The sequence below is a fragment of the Bradyrhizobium sp. 87 genome, assembly GCF_023073015.1.
Taxonomy (GTDB): Bacteria; Pseudomonadota; Alphaproteobacteria; order Rhizobiales; family Xanthobacteraceae; genus Bradyrhizobium; species Bradyrhizobium canariense_D.
The window spans coordinates 1-13,803 of record NZ_JADPIQ010000003.1 but is presented as its reverse complement, the minus strand read 5'-3'; the positions used below and the strand labels follow the sequence as shown (position 1 = coordinate 13,803).

The 13,803-nt window shown below is 59.3% G+C and carries 7 protein-coding genes and 5 pseudogenes; 5 read left to right on the top strand and 7 right to left on the bottom strand.

Going from position 1 to position 13,803, the window contains the following annotated elements; all coding sequences use genetic code 11:
• Positions 1-2 precede the first annotated feature (2 nt).
• On the bottom strand, positions 3-236 hold the full coding sequence (locus tag IVB50_RS00420) for a CoA transferase (RefSeq protein ID WP_247293556.1): 234 nt from the start codon (positions 234-236) through the stop codon (positions 3-5).
• Between the two features lie 871 nt (positions 237-1,107).
• Here IVB50_RS00420 and IVB50_RS42605 point away from each other — a divergent pair.
• Positions 1,108-1,503, top strand: a complete 396-nt coding sequence (locus IVB50_RS42605) for a hypothetical protein (RefSeq protein WP_346771290.1) — start codon at positions 1,108-1,110, stop codon at positions 1,501-1,503.
• A gap of 442 nt (positions 1,504-1,945) precedes the next feature.
• Here IVB50_RS42605 and IVB50_RS00410 read toward each other — a convergent pair whose 3' ends face one another.
• Together IVB50_RS00410 and IVB50_RS00405 are read right to left on the bottom strand one after the other, a co-directional pair.
• Positions 1,946-3,076 (bottom strand): M20/M25/M40 family metallo-hydrolase, encoded by a 1,131-nt coding sequence (locus IVB50_RS00410; protein WP_247293787.1) that lies wholly within the window; start codon positions 3,074-3,076, stop codon positions 1,946-1,948.
• 306 nt (positions 3,077-3,382) lie between these two features.
• Positions 3,383-4,141: pseudogene (locus IVB50_RS00405) on the bottom strand (IS5 family transposase).
• Between the two features lie 488 nt (positions 4,142-4,629).
• Between IVB50_RS00405 and IVB50_RS00400 the strand changes: the two are divergent.
• Positions 4,630-6,543, top strand: coding sequence for a UbiA family prenyltransferase (locus tag IVB50_RS00400; RefSeq protein ID WP_247293551.1), 1,914 nt, complete (start codon positions 4,630-4,632; stop codon positions 6,541-6,543).
• A 136-nt stretch (positions 6,544-6,679) separates the two neighbouring features.
• Positions 6,680-7,320, top strand: a pseudogene (locus tag IVB50_RS00395) (IS3 family transposase); the annotation flags it as partial.
• 23 nt (positions 7,321-7,343) lie between these two features.
• Here the strand turns inward: IVB50_RS00395 and IVB50_RS00390 are convergent.
• Positions 7,344-9,413, bottom strand: coding sequence for a recombinase family protein (locus IVB50_RS00390; protein ID WP_247293541.1), 2,070 nt, complete (start codon positions 9,411-9,413; stop codon positions 7,344-7,346).
• Positions 9,403-9,573: a hypothetical protein gene (locus IVB50_RS00385; protein ID WP_247293539.1), complete on the bottom strand. Its 171-nt coding sequence runs from the start codon at positions 9,571-9,573 to the stop codon at positions 9,403-9,405. The genes IVB50_RS00390 and IVB50_RS00385 overlap by 11 nt, the downstream gene beginning before the upstream one ends.
• A 1,336-nt stretch (positions 9,574-10,909) precedes the next feature.
• Between IVB50_RS00385 and IVB50_RS00380 the strand changes: the two genes are divergently transcribed.
• Both IVB50_RS00380 and IVB50_RS00375 read left to right on the top strand, forming a co-directional pair.
• Positions 10,910-11,680 (top strand): methyltransferase domain-containing protein, encoded by a 771-nt coding sequence (locus IVB50_RS00380; RefSeq protein WP_247293537.1) that lies wholly within the window; start codon positions 10,910-10,912, stop codon positions 11,678-11,680.
• A 58-nt stretch (positions 11,681-11,738) separates the two neighbouring features.
• Positions 11,739-11,936, top strand: a pseudogene (locus IVB50_RS00375) (transposase); the annotation flags it as partial.
• Between the two features lie 61 nt (positions 11,937-11,997).
• On the opposite strand, the pseudogene IVB50_RS42600 reads toward IVB50_RS00375, so the two are convergent.
• Positions 11,998-12,536 (bottom strand): annotated as a pseudogene (locus IVB50_RS42600) (plasmid pRiA4b ORF-3 family protein).
• A gap of 59 nt (positions 12,537-12,595) precedes the next feature.
• Positions 12,596-13,638 (bottom strand): annotated as a pseudogene (locus tag IVB50_RS00365) (IS66 family transposase); the annotation flags it as partial.
• Positions 13,639-13,803: the final 165 nt, after the last annotated feature.

Below are 13,803 nucleotides of genomic sequence, written 5' to 3'. Positions count from 1 at the left end.
GACTACCTGGTGAAAGTCTTTACCGGACCACAAGGGACACCGGTCTTCTCCAGCTCGTGGAGCCAATGCGCGACCGTATTTTTTGATAGAAGATCAGCAAAGCTCGCCATGATTTCCTTGCCGTTGGCGACGCGATCGTTGTTCTTGAGGAAATTTTGGATCGGTAGCGAGTTCAGGTGCCTCGATAGCGGCGCATGCCCGGCGAACTGACTGTCATTGCCGACCACGAGCATCATCTCGCCGTCCGCCCAGCGAAACATGCCGACTTACAATGCACCATTGCTCCATGCCCTGAATAACAGCGATGTTCAGCAAGGTTGTCGTTTGTTGTGGTCCAATTTCGAGTGAATGCTGGCGTCCCTGCGACTCGTCTCACGCGGGAATGATTGTCGGTGTTCCTTGCCTCTGACGCTGCGTCGCGCGCGCATTCAAACTCTCTAGGGAGTTGCCCTGCCAACGCGCAAGACGGTGCGATCTTGCCAAGCGACGTGGTGCGAAGTAACTGGTGGTAAGCACGCCGTCAGATTGCTTGCTAACCGGCTTCCCATCGCGCGAGATCGTCGTGGCCTTCCGTTCGCGTGAAGAATTTCGGCCGCCAATCCTCTACATTGAAGATTTCGGCTCACCGGCGGTGGACCTCGCCAGTCGTCTCTCGCGCGAACGGATTGAGCAACAGCTTGGATTGCGCCGCATCTCTGCGTGCTTGCTTCAGATTGGCTCGATCTGCGCAGAATTTCTCAAGCCGGCGACGCGTATTTGGAGGATTTCTTCCCCAAATTGCGCTAACCTGCCCCTATGACATCGCAAACTCAACCCTCTCTGGGCGTACTGCTGCTCGAACGCGGGGCGCAGCCCGTGCGCCCCAATCCGACGCCACTAGCCGGCTCACTGACAAATCCGGCCACGTTCAACTTTCCTGTCATCTCCGAAACGGTCGAGGGTGCGTGGGTGGAGAATGTGGTCCGGGGCGATCCGTCCCTTGAGGGACCCTACGTCGCAGCCGCTCGTCGTCTAGTACACCGGGGCGCTGTCGCGATCAGCTCAAACTGCGGCTTCTCAATACGGCATCAGGCGGCTGTAGCTGCTTCAGTGACAGTGCCTGTGGTGATGTCGAGCCTCCTCTTATTACCGGCGTTGTTGCGCCAGCTGCCTGCGCCAGCGAAAATCGTGGTTCTGACGTATGACTCGACGCATTGCAGTGAGGATTTGCTCGGCATCAATGATCCAGTCACTCGCGCGAGAATCGTGATCGGCGGCATCGAAGGCGGTAAGTTCTGGCATGACGAGCTACAGCGTCCGGCACCGCCGGTGGACGTCGCCGCGATTGAAAGAGACGTCGCTGCCTGCGTAGCGCGCCTCCGTGAGGCGCACCCAGAGATCGCAGTCATCTTGTTTGAATGTGCCGGATTTCCGTTGGTCGCAGCCGCAATTCGCCGAATTTCGAGATTGCCCGTCTACGACATCACGAGCCTCTGCCGATTGACGATCGCCTCCGTCGCTTGATGGATTGAGTGAGGTCGAGATCGGCCGTTACGAGCTTTGCTGACCGAAAGCGTCTCCTCAGCGGCTTCCATCGAAGAAGGCCACCTCCCCGCAGCCTAATGCGCCAAGCTCGTAGACCTTGTGGGCCGCACAAGCTTGGATCTGCAGCAGTTGATTTGGACTCATGTCTGACCCACCTCACATTGGGGCTCGACCTTTCAGCGTCTGAATAGTCGAGGGATTGTTCCAGCCCTTGCCTTGGCTCTTATAAACCGCAGCCCCATCAAGCTGGAGCATCGGAGCATCCTCAATCTAAAGAGTTTGGCACGGCCGCGGCCGAACACAAGGCCGACGCGCGTGAGCGAGACTGTGACAGAACTTGTTCAGCTTGTGTCTCGCGCTGACGCGGAAAACTGGTGTCTTAGAGTTGTTCTCTGCGGTTGATCAACCCGCGGCTTAGCCGTCACTCCAGCGTCGCCAGTAGCCCCGCCATTAGCCGCCCGCGCTCCGCGAGACTGTCGACCTCGATGTGCTCTTCCAAAGTGTGGGCCTTGGCGCCACGCACGCCTAGGCCATCGAGAGTGGGAATGCCCAGTGCTCCCGTGAAGTTGCCGTCGGAACCGCCGCCGGCGCTGGCATGAGGCAGCTCGGCGCCGAGTGCGTTGGCAATGCCGCGTGCATTCTCGTAGAGTGCCATGGTGCCAGCGTCGGGCTCCCAGACAGGACGGGTGACCCCGCGCGTCACCTTGAAGTCTACATCATTGGTTGTGCCCGACAGCGCCAGCATCTTCTCGACGCCGCTGTCGAGATCGGCCTGGCGCTTGGCCATCGACAGCGCCTCGCCGGTGCAGGTGGTTGCAACGCAATTAACCCATTGTCCACCATGCACGATGCCGACCGAGAAGGTGCAATCCTCTGTGGTCATTGCGTCGATCGCAAGAACCTGCCGCGCCATCTCGCGGATCGCCGAGCGGCCCGCCGATAGCGTTGCGCCGGCGTGGCTCGGCCGGCCCGTCGCTTCGAGGTTGAAGCGCGCGATTGCGTAACGCCCTGTGACGACACCATTGTCGGCCCGGCCGGGTTCGGGCACCAGCACGTATTTGTTACGCTTAGCCTCGGCCTCAATGATATCGCGAGTCGACGGCGTGCCAACTTCTTCGTCAGGTGTGAACAGCACTGTGATCGGCAGCGGCGTTATGAACGACGCGCGGGCCAACTGCCTGATCGCCTCGAGCGAAAGATAATTCCCGCCCTTCATGTCGAAGATGCCCGGGCCGTAGCATTTGTTGCCCTCGCGGCGCCATTTCAGCTTCTCGATGGTGCCGACGGGATGCACGGTGTCCATGTGCCCGGCGATCAGGATGCCCGGCTCGCCTTGCTTGGGGTGCGGAAAGCGTGCGCGCACAACGGCGCCGAAGCCCTGCCGGCCCGCGATGCGCTCGACCGTCGCACCTATGACCGCCATGTCGCGAGCTGCGATGTCTAGCATGCGGTTCACCGCGCACGCGTCCCAGGTCGGGCTCTCACATTCGACCCACTCGCGCAGCCCCTGCAGCATCTTTTCGGAGTTAAAGGGGAGATTGGCTGGATTCATAGCGACCATGATGCATTCCATATTGTGCAGCGCACCGCAATTGGCGTTTCGAAGAGCCCACATCAGAAGTCTTCAAATCCGACCTCGGTCTCGCGCTCGGGTTTCAATACGGAACAGGCGAACCACGGCCGATGACGAGTAACAAGCCCTTTTCTTCGCGCAGGTAAGTTACTGATCTTGCTGGTCCGGCAAGCACCGGTTTTCGCAATGTGCAACATCCATAACAGCAGCAAGTTTGGCGACGAAGAGTTTCGTGCTGATCAACTAGCAAGCGGATTCGCCATCTGCCCTAGGCGGTGTGGACACTTATCGCATCCATAGGATGGCGGCGAGAGTGACGACGGCTCGGTAATTTCGGGCGGTCTTTTCGAAGCGGGTTGCGACGCAATGGAACTGCTTAACCTTGCTGAAGCAGCATTCCACGAGATGGCGCTGGGCATAGAGATGTTTGTCGAGCGGATTTTGAGAGCTCGGGAGGGGTTGTTGGGGATGACGGCGAGCGCGCCCTTGGCTGCGATGGCTTGGCGCAAGTGATCCGCGTCATAGGCCGTATCGGCCATGACGACCTCGGCGGGTAATCCCTCGATCAATGTCGCGGCTTGTGGTGCATCGCCCTTCTGACCTGCGGTGAGCGTGAACCGCACGGGACACCCCAAACGTCGAACGGCCATATGTATCTTGGTCCTCAAGCCACCGCGCGAGCGCCCGATCGCTTGATCTTCAGACCCCCTTTTTCGCCCCGGCGGCGTGCTGATGCGCCCGGACGATGGTGGAATCGACGATCAGATATTCGAAGTCCGGATCATCCGACATCGCCTCGAAGATCCGCCACCAGACACCCTTGATGCTCCATCGACTGAAGCGCCGGAACACGCTGTTCCAATCCCCAAACGCCTCCGGAAGATCACGCCAGGGAGAGCCCGTACGAACGATCCAAAGCACCCCTTCCACGAACATCCGCTTGTCGCGTCCGGTCGAACCTTTCTGGTCAGGCCGGCCTATGATGAGCGGCGCCGTGCGCTCCCAGGCCGCGTCGCTCAACATCAAACGATCCATCACACCCAAGGACCCCTCCCAAAAAGAAGCCTTGAACCTGATTTGGCCTCAAAAGGGAATCCTTAGAGTCCACACGACCTAGAGTGCCCAGCGAGTGAGTTCATCGCCGTCGACGGCGAACACGCGTCGCTCGATCGGCATCGTCGCGCTCATCTAATCCTACCTCGCCGGAAGACGGATTAGAAAGTCCCGTTCGGGGCTCATAACGCCAAACTCTGTCTTCTAACTGCGCGAAGCAGCAATTCGTGTCCGATCTCTGACAGCGGCACAAGAGCGCTTCAAGTTCGAGACATCACGACTTGGGGCCGTAGAAGGTCCCCCAGCTCAACTAGGTGCTTAATGCGCGACAACGTGGTTGGCACGGCGGTTGCTATTCAGATTCAGCAACACTGAGAACGGCTGAGTGCACGCAGACGCGCACGGTATCCCGTTTCGGAGAGCGAAGCGAGCTCTCGCAGAAAGTCGTGCAGCGTTTGCGTATAGCTTTGGAGAGCAACATGGCGCTGCGCATCAAGTCCCCAGCTCCTCCGATCAACGTGGGGAGCTGGCTTCGCGGCCGGCCCCTCACGAGCTTCCAGCCCGGTAAAGTGTATATCGTCGAATTTTGGACAACTTGGCGCCGACCTTGTGTAGCGGCGATTCCCCGGTTGATGCAGCTACAAGAGAAATATGGAGATAGAGAACTCGAGGTCATCGGGATAGCCGTTTGTGAACGAACTCAAACGCCAGATGAGACGCGGACCAACCTGGACGGATGGTTATCCAAGGAATTCCCAAATCTAAACTATCGGATCGCGTGCGACGATACAGGTAATATGATCAAGCTTTGGATGGAGCCCAGTGTTTCTCGCGACATCCCCACGTCGTTCGTCGTTGACCGCAACGGCTACATTGCATTTATCGGTTCTCCGACGCTCCTCGACGATGTTTTGCCGAAAGTTCTTGACGGCATCTGGCATGCCAGCGGCGATGCTGACGCCCACGATGCAGAGTTTCCCCGCGGCAAACCGTTAATAGTGGATCTAGATGGATCTCTGCTGCTAACGGACTCGCTGTATGAGTCCTTCCTAAATGTGTTGCCTCTTGGGTTCCAAGCGAATTTTGCTGCGGTCCGGGCTCTGGCCAGCGGCAAAGCGGCCTTAAAGCATCATCTTGCCCAGTCGTCCGAGCTGGATTACGCTACTCTCCCGTACAACACTCGCGTTTTGGATCAAATCCAGGCCGCCAAAGCACAGGGGAGAAAGGTTTACCTCGCTACGGCAGCCGACGCGAAGCACGCGAAGGCTATCGCAGATCACTTGGGCATCTTCGATGGTTGGTGGGCTTCTGACGCAAAAACGAATTTGTCGGGATCTTTGAAGGCCGACATACTGGCAACTGCGTTCGGCAAGTACGGATTTGACTACATTGGCAACGGTCCCTCGGATTTCCCGGTGTGGGAGATTGCCGATAAAGCCCATGGCGTCGGCCTTTCCAAATCGATACGGAGTCGGCTCGTTACGCTTAAGGGTAGCTATCTCGCGTTAGATGGCGGGAAGGCGGATAGGCGGGCGTGGCTCAAGGCCCTTCGGGTGCACCAATACACCAAGAACCTCCTTATTTTTGTGCCACCCCTGACCGCCCATCAATTTACGTTGGCTAACACCATCGCGGATGTGATCGCCTTTCTGGCTTTTTGCTCTTGCGCGTCAGCCGTCTACATAATCAACGATCTACTAGATCTTAAATCTGATCGCGCGCACCCTACTAAGCGTGCACGACCTTTTGCAAGTGGGCTTCTCCAACTTCGGACCGGCTTTCTCATGGTCCCGGTGCTACTTTTATTTTCTCTAATGCTGGCAATTGCAATCTCACTCGAGTTTGTTGACGTGTTGGTTGGCTATTTTGTACTAACCAGCGCATATTCTGTCTATTTCAAGCGTCGGATGCTCTTGGACGTGATTGTGCTGGCAATGCTCTACACGACACGTATTGTCGCAGGTGGCGTGGCAGCCGAAGTGCCAATTTCACAGTGGCTTCTCATCTTCTCTATCTTTATTTTCACATCGCTCGCCCTAATCAAACGCTATGTTGAACTGGCCACTAGGCTCGATTGTGGTCTCCCCGATCGTTCAGATCGAGACTACAGAATCGGCGACCTCGATGTCGTTGCCGCTCTCGTTGCCGCGGCTGGCTTGAACGCTGTGACGATCTTTGCACTCTATGTTGCATCACCCGATGTGCAAGCGCTCTATCGACATCCGGAGGCACTATGGCTTATCTGTCCAATTCTTTTGTATTGGATCGCAAGAAATCTCATGATGGCGCACCGGCGTCTAATGGACGACGACCCGGTTGTATTCGTGTTCAGGGATCATATCAGTGCAATTGCCATCGCCTCGATCGTCGCTGTAGTTCTCATCGCCATCTGACGCATTCTAGAGGTTCCAGCGAGATGTGCATGGGTGAAGGGGCTGCGCCGCGGCGGAACTCAGAATCCTGAGTTGGCGCGCCCGGATCTCTGATCGTGAGGTGCAATCAGCTACAAGGGAATATCAATCTCGTTAAGACCTCGCGCTGATGCAGCGGCTTGACCGGCTGCATCTGGAGTTTCCTTTCGTCGGTCCGCGTATGTTGCGAGGCCTGCTGGCCGCCGAGGGGTGCAAGATCGGCCGTCGGCACGTCAAAACGCTGATGCGGCGGATGGGGATAGAGGCGCTGTACCGCCGTCCGCGCACCACCCAACCCGAGCCGGGCACAAGATCTATCCATATCTGCTGCGCGGCATGGAAATCTCGCGTCCGAACCAGGTCTGGGCGATGGACATCACCTACATCGCGATGGCACGAGGCTTCGTCTAAATGGCCGTGGTGCTGGACTGGGCGACCCGCCGGGTGCCGTCGTGGCGGCTGTCGATCACCATGGAGGCTGCATTCTGCGTCGCGACACTGGAAGATGCCCTGGCCCGTCACGGCAAGCCGGAGATCTTCAACACCGACCAGGGCTCGCAGTTCACCGGCGCGGCGTTCACCGGAGTGCTCGCCGACAATGGCATCACCATCAGCATGGACGGCCGGGGCGCCTGGCGGGACGACGTGTTCGTCGAGCGGCTGTGGCGCAGCGTCAAATACGAGGAGGTGTATCTGCGGGCCTACGACAGCGTCAGCGAAGCTCGCGCATCGATCGGCCGTTATTTGGACTTCTACAACCGCGCATCAGAACACCCATCTGTCTATGTTGTTGAAGAGAAAAGACTTTGCTGATTGGGATTCGATCCCGTGGGGTATCTTGGGTTCTGTCGCGCTCGTTCGGCGATAGATCGAGCAGCAGTTGTTATCAGCGAGCTGCGGGCGAAGATCCAAGGACCATCCGACAGAGGATGGATGGCTTCGATTTCACCGGCTTCAGCGGCCAGCCGGAGCGTCTTGGGCGCGATCTTCAGGAGCTTGGCGGCGTTGCTGAGGTTTAGCCAGTGCTCGATGCCGTCCTCGGCGGGCTTGAACACCGGGATGCGATAGTTCGAGCGCAGCGAGGTAACACGCTCGCGCGTCCAGCGATTGCCGTTACCGGTCTCGAGGCCGTTGCGGTTGAGGAGGCCGGCGATCAGATCGTCGCTGGCGATCAGCACCAGTCGGCGCACAGCCTCGATGATGTTGGCGGAGGTGCTGTTACGCTGCCCGCGCCGGCGCTTGGGCAGGCGTATCTCGCTGTGAACGCCGCCGACCCAGTGGACGATGAGGACGATCTCGGAGGCCGCATCGTCGATATCGGCCACGACCTCATGGATGAGGGTGCGCACAACGCGCTTCTTGAGGCGAGCATCCGTCGTCGGCGCATCCCAGACCGCTTTGAGGTTCGAGGCTAGAACGCCGAGCGAAGCTGGATCGGCAATGGGGGCGGGCGTCGCCGCCTCATGCATTGCGATCTTGCCCTCGACCTCCGCCGCGTGAGCGAGCGCCCTGTTCCAGCGCGCTTCAAGCTCGCCCGCCACCAGCCGGTTCGCGGGGTCAGCGGCATCGTACTGCCGGAAGGCCCGGTCGGCGGCATAGCGCGCCGCTTCGAGGTCGCGACTGAGAGCATCGCGCACCTGATCCCGCCGTTCCCTGGCTTCCTTGGCGGCCGCGGTTGCAGCGGCGATAGCGCCCGGACCGACGACGCCAAGCAGCGCTTCCTCGACTGCATCATCGACGCGCAGTCCGCCGAAGCCGATGCAGTGAGGGCCACCATTGTCCATCCAGGCGCGGCTGCAGCTGTAGCGCGGGATATGGTGCTTCATGCCGGAGTATCGGAGTGTGAGCTTGCGGCCGCAGCGCTTGCACCGGATCAGGCCGGCCAGCAGCCCGTCACCATGCTTGGGCGCGCCGTGATGCCGGCCGGTGGGAATGTTGCTGCTGACCATAGTGCGGATCGCCTCGAACCTCTCCCAGCTCACATACCCTTCGTGGGTGTTGGGCTTCAGCGCCAGCCATTCGTTCCGCGCCTTGCGGCGGATCTTCACGCTCACGCCTGCGGCGCTGTATCCCGCCGCCACAGCCGTCTTACCATAGGCATAGGCGCCGCCGTAGACCGGGTTCTCAATGATCCGGTGGATGGCGGAGTAGCTTGGTCGCCGCCAGGCCGTGTCGCCGCTGGTCTGCTTCACCGGCAGATCGAGATTGTACTCGTGGAGCCAGCAGAGCGCCTGTCGCGCGCTGCCCAGTTCCTCGACCTTGTCGAACACCAGCTTGATCGCTTCCTGGACACGCCCATCCGGATCTTTCTCATAATGGTCGCCGGCCTTCACGAAGCCGACGGGCGCCGCCACAACCAACTCGCCCCGGCGCGCCTTCTCGTAGCGGGCCGAGAGCGAGCGCTGGCGCAACAGATCCAGCTCGTACTCGTTGAGGCTGCCCTTGAGCCCGAGCAGCAGGCGGTCGTTACCGTGCCTCGGTGCATAGATCGTCTCCTGATCGACCAGGACGGTATCGACCACACGACACATCTCGATGAGTTGCTGCCAATCCCGGCTGTTGCGAGCGAAGCGCGAGACCTCGCGGGCGCAAACCGCGCCAACCTTACCGAGGCAAACCTCCGCTACCATCCGCTCGAAACCGGCGCGTTGTACCCCGCCGGCGGCTGAACGACCGAGATCATCATCGATCACTTCAATCTCTGACCACCCGAGCGCCGTCAGGCGGTCCCGCATGGCGTACTGCAACGCACTGCTCTCGCGATTGTGCAACACCTGATGCGCTGAGGATTGACGCACGTAAAGAAGCGCCTTGCGCTCGAGATGATGAGGCCTGACCTTGTCAGAAATCATGACCGACCTCCTTCGCGCGCGGCGTCGCCGTCGTCGCAGCATGGTCGAGGATCAACTGCGTCATCAGACTCATAAGGGCCGCCTGCGCTTCCGCCGGCAGCTCCGACCATGCCGGCGCGCCGATGGCGCCGTTCGACAGGCCGCTCCCGAACAGATCCATCTGCTGCTGCGGCCGCGGTCGTTGATTGTGTCGGTATCCGCTCCCTGGCATTGCCGTCTGGCTTGACATGAGTCGCTCCCCGATTCTGGCCGTGAGAGCCTCTGGATGCGCCAGAAAGCGGGGCAGCTGATGGCGTTCGATCCTTCAACGCTACATCGAGAAGCGCAGAAAGCGCCGCAAGTGCATCGATCCTAACAAGCGGCTGAGCTGTCAGAAACCCGGCGTCATGGCATGCCGTCCGGTCGAACATCCATGCGGGAACTTCCAGCCAACGGTCTGCTTGCGATCCGTCCAGGGTGCAGCGAAAAACGACATCGTCGGCCTTGTCGATGGCCCCATGAACGCAAACTCGGCGCCCAAACCAAGGATGATGCCGATAAAGAACCTCGCGAAGAACGGTCCTGTGGGCGTTCTCAAACGTCGTTGTACAATTGCCGCCGTCCACATTCGAGCCTTGACGGCAGCACACCGGATCAAGCCTACTTCACCTCGCTGCCGCTCCGCACGGCAGCCTAAACCCGGCAGAGGCTCCACTTATCGATGCGGAGTTTCTGTTCAGACAACCGGGAGCAGCTCACAGAAACTAGACTAGAGATTCGATATCCGCTGGGATGAACCTTTCCGCCCAGATTGCGTCAACGCTGCGATGGCCAATTCGATCGGGGTCCCACAGTTCTCTTCACTTCGGCCAGCAGCCGTCTTGCCGGCGCAGCACGATGGGTTCGCAACACACAGCGCATAACGCATCAATGCCAAGCGCGGACATCCGCAGGGCCCGCCATGTTCAAGTGGACGTCGAAGCCAGTACAAAAAGGCTCACACTATCTTGCCCCATCTTCCTTGCCATCCACGTCCGATTGAAGACCCTGGATGTCAGAAAACCAACAAAAAGCGACACGGCCTTTGGGAGAAACGGACCGTGCGTTTTCTTTCGTGGATGCGCCCATCAGATAACGCGAATGGAACGCCGATTGCTAGTGTGAGAAGGAGCCATCGCAAAAGTCGTAGGTTCGATGCACGAGCTCGCACGATTGTACATAGCGAATGCACTAACAAGTTTAGTGCTCAGCACAGCAGATTCGACGAACATCAACGCGGGTGCCGCGAACTTCGGTCACCAAGCGAAAAAGGTTGCTACAGCATTCCAAACGAAGGAATTGAGCTTCGCGATTTTCCGGCCAACTGAAGTATCCGCGCTCCGACACGATCTCCTTGGCAACGGACACGCTCCTCAATCATTCGTCGACGCTGTTAGGCGTACCATCGATGAGCGTCTTGGTAACGACTTTGCGGTCTCCCGATACTCTCTTGATCAGGTCAAACGAAGGGCCGAGTGATGAGTGAACTACATCCCTATTCAGAGGCGTTTTTTGAGTACATCGATCGCCGTGCAATTGCGTCCGCAAAGGAATTCGCAAAGATGATTGTACCGCTATTACAACCTTCATCTGTCCTCGACGTAGGTTGCGGGCGCGGCGCCTGGATTCGCGAGTGGAAAGCGGCCGGCGTCAAGACTGCTAAGGGCATTGACGGGCCCTATGTTCGGGTGGAATCCCTTCACATTCCACGTGAAGATTTCTCTCCTGTGAATCTGTCGAATCCATTTTGTCTCGGCGACAAGTTCGACTTGGTGACGAGTTTCGAGGTAGCCGAGCATCTCGATCCAACATGTTCCGAGACCTTCATATCTAGCCTTGCTGCGCATGCCGACCGAGTTGCGTTTTCGGCAGCAACACCTGGGCAGGGTGGAGAGAACCATATCAACGAACGGCCCCTTGCGTTCTGGCAAGAACGGTTCGCCTCTCTTGGCTACGAGGCCTATGATGTGATTCGCCTTGCCATGAAAAACAACAGAGCGGTAGAGCCATGGTATCGGTTCAATACGATTCTATACGTCAAGGGGGACGTCGCTGATCGGTTGCTAGCCGTAGTTCAGAACACCCGGATCGCGCCCAACGAGATAGAAGAGGTCGGCGATTTGGGGTGGCGCTTACGAAAATTAGTTCTACGCCCTCTACCGGTCTCGGCGGTGACCATGCTTGCGAAGTTGAACTACCTCCGACTGAATCGAGCGCATCGAAGGAAATTGTCGAAGGCGTCCCGATAGGGCTGCTCCACCGCGCGGCGCTGCTCGATCTATAGGAGGAGAAGAAGTTGTCCCGCCGTTTTTAAAAGCGATCGAGCCTCAAGTTCCTTGAGGCCCCGATGTCCACATCGTCATGGACAACTACGCCACGCACAAGGCACCCAAGATCAAGGCCTGGCTCGCCGGTCGACCGCACTATCATGTCCACTTCACGCCGACTTGCGCGTCATGGATCAATCAGGTCGAGCGCTGGTGCGGCGAACACACCAGAAAACAGAATCCAGCGAGATGTTCACAGTAAGCGTAGCCCTGCGGCCCTTTTGATTGGCGCTTGACGTCTATTTTGATCGCAGCTTGCGCGGGCGTGGCTTGCAAATTCCGGACAATGCGTTGACGGCGGCCTCGATCGCCTTCTGGTCGATGACGTTGGCATCGAACTGTTCGGGCCCCCAGAGGCGCATGTGTTCATGCTCCGGATGGGCGGGATCGCGGATGGCATCGAGGTAGTCGGCGTATCCGCGCGCACCGCCGACGTCCTCCGGGGGGCAACGACCGACGGCTTCGAGCAAGAGGGGAAGCCCCTCTATCGTCGTGTTGTCGAACCATTTTTCGAGCTTGATCACATGGTCCCAGCTGTTCCGAAGTCATAGAGATAGTGGATCGTCTTGGCGCCTGTCCCTTGAACGATATCGGAGAGCCGCGCCTTGCGGGCATCGATCGGCTGGAGGCCAAAATCGCCATCGGGATCAGGGATACCCCAACGCCCTTCGCCAGCCAGGAACTCGAAGAGGTGGCTGTTCGTCCAGCCAAACGCCGCCTGAAGCGTCAGATGCAGCCGATCAAGGCGCAGGGTGACGGGTACGACCAGGCAACGCATCACCTCCGGCTTCACGTCCTTGAGGGTTATCCTGATCCGGACGGCGGTCGTGTTCAGGCTCATGCTGCCAGCCTCGGATCGTGCGCATGCATCGTGTAGGTCGACGCCCAGGGAAGCAGTTCGTCCAGTCGCGCCGCAGGCCAGCCATTGAGTTTTGCGAGGACGTCGGAGAGCCAGTGCTCGGCGCTAACGCCCTTGAGCTTGCACGTTTCAATGAGCGACGCCAGCAATGCCCAATTCTCGGCACCCTCGTCGCACCCCGCGAACAGGGCATTCTTGGCATTGAGTTTGATTGGCCGCATCGCACGCTCGACCGCATTCGTGTCCATGGATGCGCCCGTCATTAAGGTAGAGCGTCAGGCCGTCCCAATGGCGCAGCGCATAGCGCAGAGCCTTCGCCGTGTCGCTCTTCCCCGCAAGGTGATCAAGCGTTGCCTCAAACCACTGCTTCAAGGCTGCAGCCAGAGGCCGGACATGAGCTTGTCGACCCGCGCAGCGCTCGGCAGCAGAGTGGCCCCGGAGTGCCTTCTCGACCGCGTAGAGCTGGGCGATGCGCTTAAGGGCCTCGCGGGCAACTGGAGCTGGCGCCGGAACAGCCTCGCGCTCGATCTTCACAAACTGGCGCCGTAGATGCGACCAGTAGAAGGCGAGCGTCCCGGACAGGGCGTCCGCACGGGTCTCTCGGGTCATTGTCTTGTAGGCCTGATAGCCATCTCAATGGATGATGCCGCGATAGCCTTGGAGCAGCCTCAAGCCGTGGACGGCCCCACGGCCCGGTGCATAGGCATAGACCACCCCGGGCGGATCAGGCCCGGCCCAAGGCCTGTCATCGCGCGAGAGCGCCCAGAAGTAGCCGGTTTTGGTCCTGCCGCGCCCCGGATCCAGCACCGGCGCCGGGGTCTCATCGACACAGAATTTCCGGAAGGCGAGGAGCACAGGAAGCGCCACAAGGCTTCAGCTCCTGGGCGGCGTAACCGACCCAGAAGGCGAGCGTGGAACGGTCAATGGCGATACCGTGCGTCGCCAGCATCTGCGCCTGGCGGTAGAGCGGCAAATGCCAATGATACTTGGCGTCAATTACATGCGCGGCGAGCCGCTCGGTGGTAAGCGCTGTTCAGCGGCCACCTACCGGATGACGGTGTGATCTGCGAGTCTGCGGTTCGGTTTCGACCGTTAGGCTTAGAATGGACACAGTGCATACTGCTATCACGGAGCCGGTGCGGCGGCTCGAGGTCTTCACCGGAGCCGGTCGTCGGCGGAAGTGGAG